The 18,815-nt window shown below is 55.3% G+C and carries 12 protein-coding genes and 1 pseudogene; 7 read left to right on the top strand and 6 right to left on the bottom strand.

The genetic code is table 11. The annotated features are described in order from the left end of the window. Positions 1 to 6,139 (bottom strand): calcium-binding protein (locus tag AC4PS7_RS27715; RefSeq protein ID WP_492179852.1); only part of this gene is annotated, 6,139 nt, incomplete at its 3' end. An 832-nt stretch (positions 6,140 to 6,971) separates the two neighbouring features. Between AC4PS7_RS27715 and AC4PS7_RS27710 the strand changes: the two are divergent. The 6 genes and pseudogenes from AC4PS7_RS27710 to AC4PS7_RS27685 all read left to right on the top strand — a co-directional run. Beyond that, positions 6,972 to 7,202, top strand: a pseudogene (locus AC4PS7_RS27710) (amino acid transporter); the annotation flags it as partial. 295 nt (positions 7,203 to 7,497) lie between these two features. Next, positions 7,498 to 7,788, top strand: a complete 291-nt coding sequence (locus tag AC4PS7_RS27705) for a type II toxin-antitoxin system ParD family antitoxin (protein WP_492179851.1) — start codon at positions 7,498 to 7,500, stop codon at positions 7,786 to 7,788. 2 nt (positions 7,789 to 7,790) lie between these two features. Then, positions 7,791 to 8,138, top strand: a complete 348-nt coding sequence (locus AC4PS7_RS27700; protein ID WP_492179850.1) for a type II toxin-antitoxin system RelE/ParE family toxin — start codon at positions 7,791 to 7,793, stop codon at positions 8,136 to 8,138. Positions 8,139 to 8,997: 859 nt separating this feature from the next. Then, a complete protein-coding gene (locus AC4PS7_RS27695) occupies positions 8,998 to 9,831 on the top strand; it encodes an oxidoreductase (RefSeq protein ID WP_021492022.1) in 834 nt (277 codons plus the stop codon). Positions 9,832 to 9,857: 26 nt separating this feature from the next. Then, positions 9,858 to 10,799, top strand: coding sequence for an AraC family transcriptional regulator (locus AC4PS7_RS27690; protein ID WP_047543811.1), 942 nt, complete (start codon positions 9,858 to 9,860; stop codon positions 10,797 to 10,799). Positions 10,800 to 11,208: 409 nt separating this feature from the next. Then, entirely contained in the window at positions 11,209 to 11,691 is a 483-nt protein-coding gene (locus AC4PS7_RS27685) for a GNAT family N-acetyltransferase (RefSeq protein WP_021492020.1), read from the top strand. 280 nt (positions 11,692 to 11,971) lie between these two features. Here AC4PS7_RS27685 and AC4PS7_RS27680 read toward each other — a convergent pair whose 3' ends face one another. From AC4PS7_RS27680 to AC4PS7_RS27660, 5 genes are all read right to left on the bottom strand, one after another. Then, positions 11,972 to 12,355, bottom strand: coding sequence for a tautomerase family protein (locus tag AC4PS7_RS27680; RefSeq protein ID WP_010210555.1), 384 nt, complete (start codon positions 12,353 to 12,355; stop codon positions 11,972 to 11,974). 61 nt (positions 12,356 to 12,416) lie between these two features. After that, a complete protein-coding gene (locus AC4PS7_RS27675) occupies positions 12,417 to 13,247 on the bottom strand; it encodes a phytanoyl-CoA dioxygenase family protein (protein WP_010210558.1) in 831 nt (276 codons plus the stop codon). Positions 13,248 to 13,286: 39 nt separating this feature from the next. After that, a complete protein-coding gene (locus AC4PS7_RS27670) occupies positions 13,287 to 14,666 on the bottom strand; it encodes an MFS transporter (protein ID WP_010210559.1) in 1,380 nt (459 codons plus the stop codon). 10 nt (positions 14,667 to 14,676) lie between these two features. Next, entirely contained in the window at positions 14,677 to 15,834 is a 1,158-nt protein-coding gene (locus tag AC4PS7_RS27665) for a hypothetical protein (protein WP_010210560.1), read from the bottom strand. A 20-nt stretch (positions 15,835 to 15,854) separates the two neighbouring features. Then, positions 15,855 to 16,841: an aldo/keto reductase gene (locus tag AC4PS7_RS27660; RefSeq protein WP_010210562.1), complete on the bottom strand. Its 987-nt coding sequence runs from the start codon at positions 16,839 to 16,841 to the stop codon at positions 15,855 to 15,857. A 314-nt stretch (positions 16,842 to 17,155) separates the two neighbouring features. Between AC4PS7_RS27660 and AC4PS7_RS27655 the strand changes: the two genes are divergently transcribed. Then, positions 17,156 to 18,811 carry a GH3 family acyl-acid amido synthetase gene (locus tag AC4PS7_RS27655; RefSeq protein WP_010210563.1) on the top strand — a complete coding sequence of 552 codons (1,656 nt, stop codon included), beginning with the start codon at positions 17,156 to 17,158 and terminating at the stop codon, positions 18,809 to 18,811. Positions 18,812 to 18,815: the final 4 nt, after the last annotated feature.

Genomic DNA, 18,815 nt, shown 5'->3' with positions numbered 1-18,815 from the left:
CCGCGTCATCATTGATGATGTCCTGACCATCGCCCAGTCCAAACAAATAGAGGTCTGAACCGCTGCCGCCATTAAGCACATCATTGCCGGTGCCGCCGATTAATTGGTCATTGCCAAAACCGGCATTGAGGGTGTCATTTCCTGCGCCTCCGTCCAGCACATCGTTTCCAGAACCAGCGTTCAATACGTCATTACCCGTTAAGCCACGAATTGTTTGGTTCCCTGTAGCAGGCCCACTAAGTACGTCATCTCCAGCAGTACCATTCAACGCGAGAGAAAGGTCAGAGACATAGTCGCTGCTCCAAAACGTGCCATCGGCGAATTCAACGCGCTCCAACTTGTATCGATCATCGCTTGAAGTGAACCAGTTCTGCACCGTGATCTGGTCGCTGCCATTGCTGTGACTGAAGATCACATGATTGCCTGAACGCGACACTGAAATATCCGCAGCGCTTATGCCCGTTCCAAAGCGTAAAACATCAATATTGCCGCTGTAATACGCCGCATCATCATTGATGATGTCCTGGCCATCGCCCAGTCCAAACAAATAGAGGTCAGAACCGCTGCCACCGTTGAGTACATCATTGCCGGTGCCGCCGATTAATTGGTCATTGCCGAAGCCGGCATTGAGCACATCGTTCCCCGCTCCGCCATTCAGTACATCGTGTTCCGAACCGCCGTTCAACGTATCGTTGCCACCCAGGCCGTTAAGTGTCTGGTTGCCAGTAGAAGGACCGGTCAGTACGTCATCCGCGCTGGTGCCTGTTGCAACCAGCAACGCAGCCGCCGCTTGAGCGCCGGTCCACACGGTGCCGTCCGCAAACTCAATGCGCTCCAATTTGTATCGATCATCGCTTGAAGTGAACCAGTTCTGCACCGTGACCTGGTCGCTGCCATTACTGTGAGTGAAGATCACATGATTGCCTGAACGCGACACCGTTATGTCAGCCGCGCTTATTCCCGCGTCGAAACGCAAGACATCGACGTTGCCGCTGTAGTAACCCGCATCATCATTGATAATGTCCTGGCCATCGCCCAACGCGAACAAATAGAGGTCTGAACCGCTGCCGCCATTAAGCACATCATTGCCGGTGCCGCCGATTAATTGGTCATTGCCAAAACCGGCATTGAGAATATCGTTACCTGCCCCGCCCTCTAAAATGTCGTGGTCCGAGCCGCCGGTCAGGGTGTCATTGCCGGCCAGGCCGTAGAGCTTCTGGTTACCGGTAGAGGGTCCGGCCAGCACATCATCAGCATGGGTGCCTGTCGAGACCAGCAAGGCTGCGGTCGCCTCAGCACCGGTCCAGACGGTGCCGTCGGCAAATTCAATACGTTCCAACTTGTATCGATCGTCACTTGAAGTAAACCAGTTTTGCACCGTGATCTTATCGTTGCCATTACTGTGGCTGAAGACCACGTTATTACCTGAGCGGGAAACCGATATATCAGCCGCTCTTATGCCCGTGCCGAAGCGCAAGACATCGATGTTACCGGTGTAGTACCCCGCGTCATCGTTAATGATGTCTTGACCATCGCCCGCTGCAAACAGATAAACGTCAGAACCGCTTCCGCCATTGAGTACATCATTGCCGGTGCCACCGATTAATTGGTCATTGCCAAAACCGGCATTAAGGGTGTCATTTCCGGCTCCTCCGTCCAGCACATCGTCTCCCGAACCAGAGTTCAATACGTCGTTACCCGATAAGCCACGAATTGTTTGGTTTCCTGTGCTCGGCCCGGTAAGCGCATCATCTCCAGCGGTACCATTCAACGCGAGAGAAAGGTCAGAAACATAGTCGCTGCTCCAAAACGTGCCATCGGCAAATTCAACGCGCTCCAACTTGTATCGATCATCGCTTGAAGTGAACCAGTTCTGCACCGTGATCTGGTCGCTGCCATTGCTGTGACTGAAGATCACATGATTGCCTGAGCGCGACACCGAAATATCCGATGCACTTATTCCCGGCCCGAAACGCAAGACATCGACGTTGCCGGTGTAGTACGCCGCATCATCATTGATGATGTCCTGGCCATCGCCCAAACCAAACAAATAGAGGTCAGAACCGCTGCCACCGTTGAGCACATCATTGCCGGTGCCGCCGATTAATTGGTCATTGCCGAAGCCGGCATTGAGCACATCGTTCCCCGCTCCGCCATTCAGTACATCGTGTTCCGAACCGCCGTTCAACGTATCGTTGCCACCCAGGCCGTTAAGTGTCTGGTTGCCAGTAGAAGGACCGGTCAGTACGTCATCCGCGCTGGTGCCTGTTGCAACCAGCAACGCAGCCGCCGCTTGAGCGCCGGTCCACACGGTGCCGTCCGCAAACTCAATGCGCTCCAATTTGTATCGATCATCGCTTGAAGTGAACCAGTTCTGCACCGTGACCTGGTCGTTACCATTCATGTGACTGAAGATCACATGATTGCCTGCGCGCGACACGGTTATGTCAGCCGCGCTTACTCCCGTGCCGAAACGCAATACATCGACGTTGCCGCTGTAGTACGCCGCATCATCATTGATGATGTCCTGACCATCGCCCAGTCCAAACAAATAGAGGTCAGAACCGCTGCCACCGTTGAGCACATCATTGCCGGTGCCGCCGATTAATTGGTCATTGCCGAAGCCGGCATTGAGCACATCGTTCCCCGCTCCGCCATTCAGTACATCGTGTTCCGAACCGCCGTTCAACGTATCGTTGCCACCCAGGCCGTTAAGTGTCTGGTTGCCAGTAGAAGGACCGGTCAGTACGTCATCCGCGCTGGTGCCTGTTGCAACCAGCAACGCAGCCGCCGCTTGAGCGCCGGTCCACACGGTGCCGTCCGCAAACTCAATACGCTCCAACTTGTATCGATCGTCGCTTGACGTGAACCAGTTTTGCACCGTGATCTGGTCGCTGCCATTGCTGTGACTGAAGATCACATGATTGCCTGAACGCGACACTGAAATATCCGCAGCGCTTATGCCCGTTCCAAAGCGTAAAACATCAATATTGCCGCTGTAATACGCCGCGTCATCATTGATGATGTCCTGACCATCGCCCAGTCCAAACAAATAGAGGTCTGAACCGCTGCCGCCATTAAGCACATCATTGCCGGTGCCGCCGATTAATTGGTCATTGCCGAAGCCGGCATTGAGCACATCGTTCCCCGCTCCGCCATTCAGTACATCGTGTTCCGAACCGCCGTTCAACGTATCGTTGCCACCCAGGCCGTTAAGTGTCTGGTTGCCAGTAGAAGGACCGGTCAGTACGTCATCCGCGCTGGTGCCTGTTGCAACCAGCAACGCAGCCGCCGCTTGAGCGCCGGTCCACACGGTACCGTCCGCAAACTCAATGCGCTCCAACTTGTATCGATCGTCGCTTGAAGTGAACCAGTTCTGCACCGTGATCTGGTCGCTACCGTTGCTATGGCTGAAGATCACATGATTGCCTGAGCGCGACACCGATATGTCAGCCGCGCTTATTCCCGCGCCGAAACGCAAGACATCGACGTTGCCGCTGTAGTAACCCGCATCATCATTAATGATGTCCTGGCCATCGCCCAACGCGAACAAATAGAGGTCTGAACCGCTGCCGCCATTAAGCACATCATTGCCGGTGCCGCCGATTAATTGGTCATTGCCAAAACCGGCATTGAGAATATCGTTACCTGCCCCGCCCTCTAAAATGTCGTGGTCCGAGCCGCCGGTCAGGGTGTCATTGCCGGCCAGGCCGTAGAGCTTCTGGTTACCGGTAGAGGGTCCGGCCAGCACATCATCAGCATGGGTGCCTGTCGAGACCAGCAAGGCTGCGGTCGCCTCAGCACCGGTCCAGACGGTGCCGTCGGCAAATTCAATACGTTCCAACTTGTATCGATCGTCACTTGAAGTAAACCAGTTTTGCACCGTGATCTTATCGTTGCCATTACTGTGGCTGAAGACCACGTTATTACCTGAGCGGGAAACCGATATATCAGCCGCCCTTATGCCCGCGCCGAAGCGTAATACATCGATGTTCCCTGTGTAGTACCCCGCGTCATCGTTAATGATGTCTTGGCCATCGCCCGCTGCAAACAGATAAACGTCAGAACCGCTTCCGCCATTGAGCACATCGTTGCCGGTGCCGCCGCTCAATTGGTCATTGCCAAAACCTGCATTGAGAACATCAGCACCAGAGCCGCCGAACAAATAATCCGCAGCCGCTGCTCCATTTAATGTATCGTCGCCGTGCCCCCCAAAGAGTACATTTTGGTTTTGACTGGCTGCCAGCGTATCATTAGATGCTGTACCGATAGCGACGTAATTGAACTCATCGCTAATAAGCGCTTTGTCGGAATCAGACAGTTGAGTAACGAAATCACCTACCTTCGACATGAAAACCGGAGCGGCCAATTCGCCAATAGACACCAGCTTCAAGTCCGGGTAATCACGCAACATATCCCGGACCGCTTCATACGGCGACTGTGCAAATTTCGAATCCAGTACTGACATCAACCCATTAAAGCTTAATGAGACACCCTGCTCAGTTGCGTTAATCGTCATCCCTTCAGCCACATACTTTAGCCGTGTCTGAATCAGCAGACCGGCATACACAGAGTGCCTGAGCGCCTCATAGGAGGCATTAATAAAGCGAACTTGTTCGGCATTGAAAACAATAGCACGCTCATCAATATTTATACGGTTCGATGTGGCAAGCTGGTCGCTGGAAATATTGATAAATGTGGTGATAGTTCCTACTGACAAACTGAGTCGTACACCTGATCCGCCCGCTGGTGACGACGCAGAAAAAGACAACAAATTGGTTGCATTAAAAGCTTCAAGGATTCGCACCTTGTCCAGCAGTAATTTTTTCTCCATCTGCGCCTGCGTTAACTCAGGCGCGCCGACAGGAATGTCGCCGCTAACCTGCCAGGTCCCTGCAAAGCTGATCGAGTAAGCACTATTACTCAAACTTGCCAAGCGACTTTCAAAAGACTTTGTAATGCTCGTAGACGCCCACTGTTCGATGACCTCATCCAGCAAAGCGTATTGTTCAATGCTCGACCCTGCGAGTTTATATTTCGCCAGCGTGCCCTTTAACTCATTGCTGAGCATGCTTGCCTCTTGCAAGTCCCTCACACCGCCTGATCCTCGTATATTCGGCAGGGTCGACGCAGTCTCGTCCAACACCAGTGCATTACCAAAATCCCGATAAAACGGATTCGTAGCCAAATCCAGGTTAGCAGCCAAACTTTGGTTATCATTGACGCCGCCTAGCGTCCCATCCCCCTTTACGTAAGCGCCAGTGGCACTGATTAAATTCCCATTATTAACGATCGCAGAACTCTGAGAACCCAGCAGGATGGCCGAAATATTAAGGTCTCTCAAAAACTTAAGTTCATTGGTTTGGGAAACACCATCCTGATTCAAATCCTGCCATACCTGAACGTCCGAAAAGTGTGTGTCCAGTGCGTCGAATCTACCGTCATTGTTACTGTCTAAATCGCTTAGCGCATCGAAACCGTTACTCGCCAACTGCCCATTGGACTTGAGTGTATCAACACCAAACAATTCACGACCAGAATCAATTGCCCCGTCTCCATTGCGGTCTAAAACTAAAAGACCGTCATCCGACGCGACCCACCCCGTCCCGGTCCTGACGCCGTCGCCGTTGAAATCGAATAACACCCCCGCATTTACAGCCACGGTTTCAATTCCGTCACCGTCCAAGTCCAACGTCAGAGGATCCAAACGCTGAACAAAGTTCAATGCGCTTTGCCAGAGAGCATTGACCTCTCCTGCGACCGCATTAGTAAGTCCGCCATATTGTGCTATGGAATTTTCTGCGTACTCCATAGCACCCGGATAAATTTTTGCCAATGCAATAGCGGCCCCTGCCACACCCACAGCCGCTAACATGACCGGGGAGACTGCGCCAATCATGAATCCAAAGCCGGCAGTAAGCGCGGCGATATCATAGAGCACATCGGCTATATCAATTGGCTCCAGTGTACCCTTATCATATTTGTCAAAAGCATCTGCCATGCTACCCACGATGCCTACTTGGCCAGTCAGCAGCATGCTATAGGCCTGCCCCCAGGGTCCGCCTATCCTTTTGGCGACTTGCCCCGCGACCAGCTGTATCGCGTTGGTAGCTTGTTCCATACCAGATGCTGTTGACATAACGCCTCCTAGACTATCAATCCCAACAACACCAACAACACGCCTACCCCGCAGAGCGCGATCGATACGACCCTGAGGGAACTATTGAATGCGACATACTTAAGGTACGAGCGCTCCGAAGGGGCCAAGTCCTGTTGATGCTTGAGACGCTCAATAGATTCTCGCTGTTTCCTGGAGTCGCCCAAAAGGTTGCCTGTGTACGCGACCAGAAGGATTCCAGCCAATACCAGGAACAAACCAAACTTTAAAGCCCAGAGCATCGCCCACCACTCCCGATCAGAGCACGCTTGCCGTATTGGCGGAATTTGAATAAGCATGGTCCACTAAAAACAGCGACAGCCGCTCATACAACCACTACGCAAATTTGCGATGCAAGTTTAAAATAACGCTGCACACTTCAACGCTTATATCTCTCCCGCCTGCAGGCGTCTACTGTCGGCGTCTTTATGATGAAGTTGATATAAGCACAGCTTTTTTAGAAAGAACCAATGCATTCCGTCGGGCACAATTTTCTTCCTTGAAATATCAGCATTGTCCTGAAACTCTAGGCTAGCTGACATTTTCTACTCCGCCATGCAAAAGCGTAAAAAAAGCAAGCGCCAAACACACATCGATTATCAAATCCAATTAAATCAATCACCTGAAATCTACTTTGAGACAGATTCATTTCTCTGTCACCTCCAACTCAGACGTCAGCCCCCACGCCCGCTATCAACCTTCCGGGCGTCTGGCAGGCTTACGCTTGATCACAAAATCGCGGCACGTCTCAACAACCTGCTGCAGGTTGTGCACACCGTCATGAATGGCGAGCATGGCCGCCTCACAGCGACGACTACCTGAGCTTCACGCCAAATCTGCTTACAAGATGCCAGGCGGCGTGCCAATGGCCTGGTTGTCACTGGCTTTTATGGGATTCGTGCTCTGCCTGCTGGCATTGAGACCCGACACACGCGTTGCGTTGATGGTCATGCCGGGGTGGTTCATATGGCTGGCAATTGCCTATCAGCTGACCCGTAGCAGGAAAGCAAAAACCGTCGTTGAATCGGCAGGTCAATTCGGTTGAGTCAAAAGGTGTATTTCAACCGGCAACGACCACGGCAGAGAACCTCAGACTTGCACGCCTCAGAGGCTGATTGAAATAGAAGAAAAAAGGCGCTCCGCAGAGCGCCTTGAACACACTTATTGCAGGCTAACTTGACGCTGGTCTGGCTTGCCAGCAGTACCGATCTCGATACGTTTTGGCTTGGCCCGTATAACGCAGTCCGTCAGATTAAAATCCCAAAGAATGTGCTCGTAAGCAAAATGGCATAATATGCCAACGGCCGGCAGAAACTGTTTACCGAAAGCTGGAGCTCATTATGGCAACTAGAAACGTTGTGCTCACCCCTCACCAGGAACAGGTTATTCATGACTTAGTTCAGTCTGGCCGTTATCAGAATGCCAGCGAAGTGATGCGAGAAGGTTTGCGTTTACTGGAGCAGCGCGTCGCCGAAGACACTGCCAAAATTGAAGCCCTGCGTCAGGCGACCTCGATTGGCATCGTGGATCTTGAACACGGGCGCTTTACTCAGGTGAACGAAGGGGATCTGGAGCACTACCTCGAGGGCTTGAGCCTGGAGGCAAAGATCCCGACGAAAGAGAAACACTGAGCATGTCGCAGTATCGGATTTCCGATGCGGCACGCACCGACATTCTCAGGCGCTCCCAGACGCAGTTCGGTAATCAAGCAAGGCAACGGTATCAAGCGCTGATCCTCGCGGCGCTGCAAGCGATTGCCTCCACGCCTTATCGCATTGGCAGCCACGAGCGCAATGAGCTTGCACCAGGCCTTCGCAGCTATCACCTCGTCTATTCGCGCCAGCAAGCTAAACACCCTCATGGGACGGTCAAAAGCCCACGCCACGTCGTATTTTATCGTGTAGCAAATGACGAGGTGATTGAGGTCGTCCGACTCCTTCATGACGCCATGGACGTACAATTGCACTTGCCTGATGACTGATCAGCGATCCAAGACACAGACATGACTGGCGAGGAACAACGAAAGTGAGACGCTCCCTCTAGCCCCCCACTCTGCCAGCCAACTTATTTCAGGACAGGTGCTGAAAGATAGCCCGGGCAACTTCGAATAAGGATATCGACTCATCGAACCACCAAGGATTTGCCGGATTCGGATTGGTCATCCGGTATACGGGGGTGCACTGAATACCAGTCACGGCCACCCAGATCCATGTCAGAAATCGCCATTCGCGATCGCTCGAACACTCGGCGCAATTGGGGGCATAACTGGGGGCATAATTCGATTTTTTCAAGCTGAAACTACTGTTCTAAAGCCCTTTCATAATGTTTTTTGGCGACCCTGAGAGTCTTTAGGCGACGTCGGGCAGGCTGTTTAGCTGAGCATTTCTGGCTTTTCATGGGCATGGAGCCCCTTTCATTTCCAAGCCCGCCAGTCCCGTTGCCTTACCGAAATCGCCATCAACTTATTCTGGCCCAGCAAATACAATCGGGCCCCGTCAATAAATGGTTCCGACGCCTGATGTTCGATCTGTTCGGCGATTAACTGCGCGCACAGCCTTTACTGCCAATGCGAAAACCTTGGGGCGCAGGTGCGACACCTGCGGCCAGACCCCATGCACATCAGCGTTACCGAAAAACCACTCGCGACACGAAGCAGACATTGGAGCAGGTAAATAAGCCCGTCGTTTTTCTTCCTTTGGCCTCGTTTTTTGCCACCCGTTTTCAGGTTGATCGCCAATCACTCCGATAGGATCAGGCAATACTAAAATCGAATCAGGCATAGTTCCCAACCACTCCCCGCCCTAGCATAGCCTGACCTTATATATTCAGGAGTGCGCCCCATGCGTGCAGACAAAACCATTTTTATCACGGGCGTTAGTAGCGGCTTTGGCCAGGCCCTGGCGAAGGAAGCTCTCGCTCAGGGCCATCGAGTGATCGGCACTGTTCGCAGCGAATCCTCTCTGGCAACGTTCCAGGCGCTCTTGCCTGAGAGAGCCCATGGCGTGGTGCTGGACGTTACCCACTTTAATGCCATCGACGCCGTCGTCGCCGCTGTTGAGGATCAGTATGGCCCGGTGGACGTGCTGGTTAACAACGCGGGTTATGGCCACGAAGGGGTTTTCGAGGAGTCGTCGCTGGAGGAAATGCGCCGTCAGTTCGACGTCAACGTATTCGGCGCGGTGGCGATGACCAAGGCGTTTGTGCCCTTTTTTCGCCAGCGGCGGGCGGGACGTATCCTCAATATCACGTCCATGGGTGGCTATATCACCATGCCAGGTATTGCTTACTACTGCGGCAGCAAATTTGCCCTGGAGGGCATCTCTGATACGTTGAACAAAGAGCTTGCGCCCTTCAATATTTTTGTAACGGCCGTGGCGCCGGGGTCTTTCCGAACGGACTGGGCAGGTCGTTCGATGCAGCGTACGCCGCGCAGCATCAGTGACTACGATGCGACTTTCGACCCGGTGCGAAAAGCCCGTGAGGAAAAAAGCGGCCTTCAACTGGGCGACCCGCAGAAAGCCGCACGCGCCATGATGACTATTATCACCAGCCCCAATCCGCCGGCTCAACTGCTGCTGGGCAGCGACGCCCTGGCTCTGGTGCGTGACAAGCTGCAGCGGACGGCGGAGAGTATTGAGCAATGGGAAGCGCTGAGCTGTTCCACGGACGGCTGAGCATAAAAGTGGAGAACGTACAATCGATGCCGAAATCCAAGGACCCGAGCACTGCGCGTATGGTGCAGTTGATGGGCCAGCTTGCACCGCTGGAGGGTTACAACCTGAGTCCGCTGGATGATGTGCGTTTTCTGCGTTCCAACCGGCCGCTGAAGCGCACCCCGGTTCTATATGAGCCGGGCATCGTCATCCTCTGTCAGGGGCAGAAACGCGGCTATCTGGGTGATGACATTTACATCTATGACGCCCAGCATTATCTGGTGGTGTCAGTGCCCGTGCCTTTTACAATGGAGACCGACGCTAGCGAGGCGGAGCCAATGCTGGCGGTGTACATACGTCTGGATTTCAATCTGGCCGGCGAGCTGATTCAGCAGGTAGATGAGGTATGGAACATCCGCGCGGCTCAGCCTATGGGTATGTACGCCTCGCCCATGGACGAACCGCTGCGCCAGTCGACCCTGCGTTTTCTGGAAGTCATGGGCGACTGCACCGACGCGCTAATCCTCGGACCAGCGATGTTGCGCGAACTTTACTACCGCATCCTCACTGGCGAACAAGGCGGCACCCTACGCGCGGCTATCGCCCAGCAGGGTCAGTTCGGCAAGGTGACGCGCGCCATTCACAAAATCCACCGCTGTTACCACGAGCGTCTGGATGTAGAAATCCTCGCCCAGGAAGCGCAGATGAGCGTGCCTAACTTTCATCTACATTTTCGCAAGGTGACCGATTCCTCGCCTATGCAGTACCTCAAGTCGACGCGGTTGCATCAAGCGCGACTACTGATGCTGCGTAACGACCTGACAGCGGCCAAGTCGGCATTTCTGGTGGGTTATGAAAGTGCTTCGCAATTTAGCCGCGATTTCAAACGCCTCTTCGGACGCACGCCAATAGCGGAGGTGGCATGGATGAAGCAGGCTTATGCGTTGCCGGCACCGCCAACCCCTTCGCCCTTCGTGTCATCACACTGAGTTTCAAACAATCCTGTCTTGGCCGTCGCCAGTAGGCTTGGGATCGTGCGGATGGCGTGCCTGCCGATACGGCGGGCGAGTGAAGTTTCACATCTGCGGCCGCATGGATGAACAGTAAGCGTCTGGTGAAGACGTCTGGACAAAGTAAATGGTCTGAACACGATCAGATTTCCCGAAAGAGCCACTCGCCAGTTCGCATTTTCGTTTCTTGACACAGTGCTCGAATTTCCAGATTATCGATCAATGACGCCTACAAATCTCGTTAGCATGATGCGCCCCTTGATGACTGCCTTTGGCGGGCCATAGGGCGATGTGCGCTTAGAACAGAAGCATTGACCAGAAGCCCCGCCAGAAATGGATGGGGCTTTTTCATTCCCCTTCCAACTCATTGATGACAAGGAGAGTGAAGATGCTGTTGATCCGCCCAGCCAAACGTACTGACGCCGAGGCCGCGTTTGATATACGCCTCCAGGCGATCCGGCATCAATGCATTACCGTCTATACCGCTGAGCAAGTAATGGCGTGGACTGATGTGCCGCTCACAGACCGATATCGGGCTTGGGTGGAAAAGGAGTACCACGTTGCCTGGTTGGGCGAGATACCGGTCGCAACAGGTCTGATTGATTTCCAGTCTGGAGAGATAGGCGCTATTTTCGTATTGCCTGCATTCATGGGACAGGGGATTGGCAAGACAATGCTCCTATACCTTGAGCGACTGGCCTTTAACGCTGGGATCCTCGACATCCATTTAGATGCTACCCCTAACGCAGCCGCGTTCTACCGTCGGTGTGGCTATCACGGAGATATTCAAGCTATCTATACCTCGCCCTCCGGTCTTGAGCTGGCTTGTACACCGATGCGGAAACAGTTGGCCAGTGGAGAGCTCCTGTAACGCGGGTGACGAGCAGGCTGCCGAACTCAAGTTGAGTAAGTCAGTCCGGCATGCAGTCGTGGAGGAAGCTTAACCCTGGAGATCCGGCGTTGAAGTGAAGCGTCAGGTCATAAGCCCCCATTCGCGATCGCCCGCGCGCCCGATGTAAAGGGGGGCAAAACTGGGCGCGCATTCATTTTCATCGCCGCAATGCTGATACCGAACCTGTCGCGATATGAATACATCAACGGTCCCGGCGAGGTCGAAGACGGGCGTCTTGATGCATTCCATCATCCAACCATCATGGTTCCAAAAACGTTGATCGTATGCGCACGTAGCCACTTGCGGGCACTTCAGTGATCTGTACGGATATATCCACCTTCTGCTGGCGCAGCACCGGCTCGAAAATGTCAGCGAGCACCTCCAGCAGGAGACGGCTGATGGTGTGGCGTTTTTCATCATCGCCAGCCTTACCGGAAACAGTCGACACGTTCAGATGGATGAACTCCTGAGGCTCAACACAATCACCTACGAAATAGTTGTCGTATCGAATGAGCCGCGTCTTAACCAAGTCCAGCCGCAGTCCGGAAACCTCAACAAGGGTGTTATGAAGGCGCTGGCTAGCCTCCTTGAAATTAACGTCACTCCCTACCCCTGCGGTGTACTCAAGGTATACATGTGGCATGTTCAACTCCTTGGGCGTAATCAAACACCGACCGGCAGGCGCCGGCCGGGTAACCTGCCTGTCAGCGCGTTGGGATAATGGGGAACTTCGGGTGCTCCATCGGCATATCCAGCGTCAACCCGAGGGGGTCGGTACGGTGGTTGGAAGCCCCGGTGTAGCGTGCCGAAACGGGCAACCACAGGGTTGAGTACACCCATCGTGGCGTATTAGAGCTGTTAGCGGGAGCCGCGTGGATCACGTTCATGTCATGCACGGTGGCATCGCCGGCTTTGAGCGAAATAGGCGGTGACATTTCGAACTCATCCAGCACCCAAGGATGTTCGTCGAGCAACGTTACGTTATCGCGGCGATTGAAGTAGCGCCCCAGCATGCCCGCTCGGTGGCTGCGGCTGAGAAACTGCATGGTCCCCATCTCCGGCGTGAGATCGACCAGCGCGATCCAGATATTCAGCGCTCCTTGCCGGTCCAGTGGATGATGTGGAAAGTCCTGGTGCCAGGGAGTGTCACCACCGGCTTCGGACTCGGGGTTCTTGGCGAACACATGGTCCGAATAGAACCGCACCTCCTCGCCCGCCAGTTGCGACGCAATGCTGGCCAGCTGCGGCGAGTGGCTGAGTGCCTTGATCTGCGGACAGGTGGCGGAGACTTCATCCCAGCGCGCATACCAGCGGTAGGCATTTTCGATCTGCTTGCCGGGATCGTTGCGATCGACGGTGCGCGCGACTTCGCCCATCCGGGTCTTGGCCTCGTTGAGCAGCATCTGCACGGTTTGGGCGTTGATCACATTTTCCAGTTTCATCCAGCCGTTGGCCCGATAATCCAGGATTTGCTGGGCGTCCATAGAGTGCGGCGCGTAGCCGTCGTTTGCCTCGGTCTTCATGACTGCTTGCATGTTCAATCTCCAATGTTTCCAGGTTTATTGAGCACTGCTTCAGGCGGCCGATTGCGCGGCCATAGGTTGCTTGCGCAGCAACACGAGCGTCAACGCCCAGCCCGCAGCCAACAGCAGCGAGGACAAGACGATAACTTGGGTGAAGCCATGGCCGAACTGGGCGGCGTCGGCAACGTTGATCAACAGACTGAAGATCGCCACGCCAATCAGGCCGCCCACCTGGCGCGACGCATTGACGATGGCCGACGCCACGCCGGACTTGTCACTGCTGACATGGTTAACGGCGGTGGCAGTCAAGGTGGGCACCGTCAGTGAGATACCGAAGCCGATGACAAACATCTGCACGGCAATGTGGGCGTAAGGCGCCCCACCCACGAACGGCGTGAGCGCAACCACGCCAAGCAGCGCGATGGCCAGCCCCAACGACAGCAGGCGCCGCTCACCCAACTTGGGCAACCAACGGGCCGCCAACTGATTGCCGAAGAACAGCACGCCAGTCATGGGAATAAAGGCCAGTCCGGTATTGATCACCGAATAGTGATTGACCTGCTGCAAAAAAATGCTGAACACGAAAATCAGCCCGTAGAACACAAAGTTCACGATCACTCCCAATATCGAGGCCAGGCTGAAGGCCGCATTGTTGAAGACCGCGAGCGGAACCATCGGTCGTGCGGTACGTGATTCGACCCACAAAAATCCGAGCAGGCCGCCAAGGAAGCACAGCGCATGCATCACAACGCGTTGGTCCAGACCTTTCTGGCGGCCCAGCTCGATGACGGTGTAGGTCAGGTTGGCCAGGGTAAACAACGCCAGCAGTTGCCCCCACAGGTCAAAACCGCCTTTGTGATTGGCCGGAATTCGCGGTGCGTTGATCAGGCACAACACAATGCCGATCAGGCCAATCGGCAAGTTGATGAAAAAAATGCTGCGCCACCCGAACACACCGATCAGTAACCCGCCCACGACCGGACCGGCCGCCAGCGCAATGCCCGCTACGCCCGCCCACAAGGCAATCGCCTTGCTGCGTTCGGCAGGCACTTCAAAGGTGATACGCACCAGGGCCAGGGACGTCGGCACCAGCAGTGCAGCACCGATGCCTTGCAGCGCTCGAAAGCCAATCAGCGACGGCAACGTCTGGGCCAGGCCACAGCCCAGCGAGGCCAGGGTAAAGACCACGTACCCCCATAAAAACACTTTCTTGTGCCCGAACCGGTCACCCAGCGCGCCTCCGGTGAGCAGGAAGGAGGCAAACAAAAGCGTGTAAGCGTTGACGATCCATTGCAGTTGCAGCACATCGGTGGCGAACTCGGCCTTGAAACTTTCGAGCGCGACGTTGACCACGCTGACATCAAGCAACACCACCACGAACCCCAGGCAGGTGGCGAACAACGTTAATTTCTTCTTGCTGGAAGTATCCATTATCAATTCCTCACGGGATGTTGAACGCAGCAGGCAGTGCCTCAAGCACGGCCTCGATCTGCGCCTTGAACGCCAGCGCCGTTGAGCGCTCTACTTTCAGCGAGCTGAAGGCCAACGCTGCATGCCAGGTGCCATTGAACCGGGCCAAGTGCAGGACGAAGTCGTAGTTGCCACCGGTGCGGTTGACCAACGTTGAGAAACCGATCACAGAAGCCGCGGGATGCGTCAGGAACCGCTCCAGCGACCCGGTGTTGGTAAACGCCAGGGCGGGCCTCGGGGTGTGGTCGAGCACCGTCTCTTCGTGTGTTCCCAATAGCGCCCTGGCCTCGGCCACCGCCTGCGCATACCGCTCGATACACCCATACAGATCCGGGCTCTGGCTATCGAGCGTGGTTTTGCGCACGTCAATCAAGCAGGCCTTGGTCAGCGGAGCCCCAGCGGCGCCAGGCTCACGTCGTGAATACGCGGTGAATAAATCGAATGCGGGGACGCCGAAATGCCTGAGATAGCTATGAGCAAAAACCCCGCCCCAAATGGCGTTAGTGCTGAAACCCGACGCCGTGCGCAGTTGATCGATGCGTTTTTCGGCCTCGCTACTGATCTGCAACCGGACAAAATCGGCGTAACTGGCTTTGCCTGTCTCGATGGGTGAACCGCGCCAATGCGCCAGGCGTATGCGGAACGCATGCGCCGCTCGATCATCGAGGCTGGCGGGCATCTCACCCAGGTAGCCGGCGAGGCTATTGACCAACCTGGCGGTGCTGTAGCCGTCGGAGATCGCATGGTTGCGCGTGAGCAGGATATGGGTCTGATCGATCTCGGGGTCGGTCACCACCAGCGCCCTCCAGCCTTCCTGGTCGGCCAGCAAACGGTTGAGCTCAAGCTTGAGCAAAACGTCGGGAAGCAACGATGTCGGGGGTGTGCAAGGTAGTGCCTGGACCTCGTCTTCGACTGCCACGAACCCATGCCTGTCGTTGCCGACAGGCACTATCTTCTGGCGCAGAAACGCATAGTCGGCGACCAATTGCCCAAATGCCTTGCACGCCCGCAGCGGGCTGACGCACCCCGGCACCGTGAGCAATGTGGTCACTTGGGTATTGCCGTTGCGGTTAAGGAAATTCTGGTGAAACCGCTGTTCGGTTTCGTCCAGCAAGCGGTGCGGCTGCATACCGGCCTCCGTGGCAGTGCCTATCGGTCGATGAATTGCATCATTCGCTGTTCGTAGCGTTCACCCGCCACCGCCCACTGCCCAAGCAACGCCTGGATCGCGTGCGATTGTTCGTCGTTTAACACGCAGGCATCGGCAGCCACGTTCTCTTCCAGGTAGGCGACCCGCTTGGTTCCGGGGATCACTGCCAGGTGCGGGCTGCGCGTGAGCAACCAGGCCAGCGCCAACTGCGCAGGCGTCATCGACCACGAATCGGCCAGCGCAAGAATCGACTCGGTCAGAAAGGTGTTGGCGGCAAAGTTTTCTTCGCGAAAGCGCGGGTCTTGCTGGCGGAAGTCATTGGCGTCGTAGTGAGTAGCGCTGGCCGCCTTGCCGGTCAGGAACCCGCGGCCCAATGGGCAGAAAGCGACGTAGCCGATGCCGAGGTTGTGCAACAGCGGCAGGATCTCTTGCTCGACATTGCGCTCCCACAACGAGTACTCACCCTGTATCACTGAAATCGGGTGAGTGGCATGGGCGCGCTCGATGGTGCGCGTGCCCACCTCGCAAAGGCCCAGGTACTTGACCTTGCCCTGCTCGACCAGACGCCCCATCGCCCCAACAACTTCTTCGATGGGAACCGTAGGATCCAACCGGTGCTGATACAGCACGTCGATGTAATCGGTCCCCAAGCGTTTGAGCGAGGCCTCGACGACTCTTTGCAGATTGCTTTCAGAACTGTCCACGCCAACGATCTGGCCGTCGACGATGCGGAAACCGAACTTGGTGGCGATGACCACCTCCCCGCGGCGCCCGGCAAAAGCGCGCTGCAACAGCCGCTCATTGGTAAACGGCCCGTAAGCCTCGGCCGAATCGAAGAAGTTCACGCCCAGCTCCAACGCTCGATGCAAGGTGCGTAGCGATTCGTTGTCATCCGTGGCGCCATACCACTGGCTCATCCCCATGCAGCCCAGCCCTATGCGGCCAACCTGCAGACCCTGTGTGCCCAACGTGATCGTCGAAACCATGGAATCGCCCTCCTTGTGATACTGATCGTTCTACATCTTTTTCAAATTATCGCCTCCCCGTCAACACAATGTTTCTAAATATTTTGTTTTATTTCGGGTTTGAATGCCCTTAGCAGGAGCCATAAACATGATAAATAACTATATAAATCAATTTATTAATGCCTAATAACCGATCTTAAAATTTTATTCCGCCAAAACCAAATGATTGGATCCAATAACCAGAAACATATTGACACATATATTTTGAGCGTCTAAACACTCTCAACAGAGACATAACGGTCTCTTTTTCTTTCCACAAGATCGAGGACGAACGCATGGGCAAGATGGACTCTTGGATCGGCCATTGGCAGCGCGGGGTGCCGACCTTCAAAGCGGAATGCGCCCAAGCGCAAGCGAACTATTTGGAAAGGCTCGACAAGCCCCTAAAGACCCAGGAACACGTGCTCGAAGACATCATTCACGTGTGCCAGAAGTCGTTGTTTTGGAAAGAAAACGGTTTTCAGGTCAGCCACTGCAACGGCAGGATCACCCGCACCAATATCCCGGTCATGACCTATGAAGGGTTCCGCGACATCCTGGTGCGTGAAGGCCAGCAAAAAGGCGGAATACTCAGTTGCAGCCCGGTGGTGCGCTGGCTCAAGACCAGCGGTACCACCGGGCAATCCAAGCGCATTCCCTACACGCTGCACTGGATTCGCCAGTACCGGGTGCCGGCCATCAAGGCCATGTGGGGGTTCTTTGCCCATGACTACCCGGCCCTGCACGCAAATCCGTGGGCCACACTGGACACGCAAACCGTTCGCGACCCAAGCAACGAGTACGTTGAAGGTTTGCCCTACCAGGCGATCAGCAACCGCCACCCGCAGATCGGCAGCGGCGACTGGAACCCGCCCTGGTATGAAGCGCCCTGGTTTACGCCGACGCCGGATGCCAGCCATGAGCAGAAGATGTATGCACGGCTGCTGTGGACACTGGGTGAGGACGTCAGATTACTCACGGCCATCAACCCCAGCACTCTGCTCTCCCTGCACCATTGCCTGCTGGAAAACCGTGAACGCCTGCTGCGCGACCTGCACGACGGCGCCCATGCCGGCAGCCTCATGCGGGCAGCTGACCCTGCGGCTGCGCACCGGCTGGAGAGTGTGTTGGCCCGCGACGGGGTGTCACTGCCGGATGTATGGCCGGGGCTGGAGCGCTTCAGTTGCTGGACTGCAGCGTCGGCCAAGCTCTACAAGCCCCAATTGGAGCGAATCATGGGGCAGGCCAAGGTGCTGCCATTCATGTCATGCGGCACCGAAGGCGTGGTGACCCTGCCCGTGGATGACGATCAGGACAGCCAGCCGTTGGCGGTTGATCAGGCGTTTTTCGAGTTCATTCCCGTGTCAGTGGATATGGATGCGCTGATACGTGATCAGGTGCAGCCGCAGACCGTGTCTCTGGATCAGCTCAAGGAAGGCGACGAATACCACCTGGTCATGTGGCAGGGCAACGGGATGGTGCGCATGTACACCGGCGATATCTATCGCGTGCACGGCTATTACCGAGGCGTGCCGCGTATCAGTTTCAGCCGGCGTAATGGGGTGATGCATTCTTTCACCGGCGAAAAGATCACCGAGACCCAACTGCACGAAGCGGTGCAGATGTGTGGCATCCCCAATGCCGGGCTTTACCTGTGCGCCCCGGTCTGGAACGAAACGCCCTATTACGCCGTGGCCATCGAGGCGGCAGGCGCGCCTTGCGGTGAGTCGGAGCGCCTCAGCCAGTTACTCGATGGTCATCTGCAGGCGATCAATATCGAGTACGAGTCCAAGCGTTCCAGCAAGCGCCTGGGACAAATCAAGGTCATCACTGTGCCTGGCAACGCGATCTCCATGGCGATCGAACAGGAAAAAGCCGCCAGGAAAACCCTGCAGATCAAGTACAAGCCCTTCCAACCCGACCTGTCCCTGCTGGGCATCCAGCAACTCTGATCTT

This window comes from Pseudomonas sp. DW-iso3 (assembly GCF_058725305.1).
The sequence above is the reverse complement of the archived record's forward strand: the minus strand, read 5'-3'. Positions and strand labels throughout refer to the sequence as shown.

Excerpts from the sequence above, each read along its gene's own strand:
- AC4PS7_RS27705 (WP_492179851.1), top strand. The coding sequence starts at position 7,498 with ATGGCAACTAGAAACGTTGTGCTCACCCCTCACCAGGAACAGGTTATT.
- AC4PS7_RS27700 (WP_492179850.1), top strand. The coding sequence starts at position 7,791 with ATGTCGCAGTATCGGATTTCCGATGCGGCACGCACCGACATTCTCAGG.
- AC4PS7_RS27695 (WP_021492022.1), top strand. The coding sequence starts at position 8,998 with ATGCGTGCAGACAAAACCATTTTTATCACGGGCGTTAGTAGCGGCTTT.
- AC4PS7_RS27690 (WP_047543811.1), top strand. The coding sequence starts at position 9,858 with ATGCCGAAATCCAAGGACCCGAGCACTGCGCGTATGGTGCAGTTGATG.
- AC4PS7_RS27685 (WP_021492020.1), top strand. The coding sequence starts at position 11,209 with ATGCTGTTGATCCGCCCAGCCAAACGTACTGACGCCGAGGCCGCGTTT.
- AC4PS7_RS27680 (WP_010210555.1), bottom strand. The coding sequence starts at position 12,355 with ATGCCACATGTATACCTTGAGTACACCGCAGGGGTAGGGAGTGACGTT.
- AC4PS7_RS27675 (WP_010210558.1), bottom strand. The coding sequence starts at position 13,247 with ATGCAAGCAGTCATGAAGACCGAGGCAAACGACGGCTACGCGCCGCAC.
- AC4PS7_RS27670 (WP_010210559.1), bottom strand. The coding sequence starts at position 14,666 with ATGGATACTTCCAGCAAGAAGAAATTAACGTTGTTCGCCACCTGCCTG.
- AC4PS7_RS27665 (WP_010210560.1), bottom strand. The coding sequence starts at position 15,834 with ATGCAGCCGCACCGCTTGCTGGACGAAACCGAACAGCGGTTTCACCAG.
- AC4PS7_RS27660 (WP_010210562.1), bottom strand. The coding sequence starts at position 16,841 with ATGGTTTCGACGATCACGTTGGGCACACAGGGTCTGCAGGTTGGCCGC.
- AC4PS7_RS27655 (WP_010210563.1), top strand. The coding sequence starts at position 17,156 with ATGGGCAAGATGGACTCTTGGATCGGCCATTGGCAGCGCGGGGTGCCG.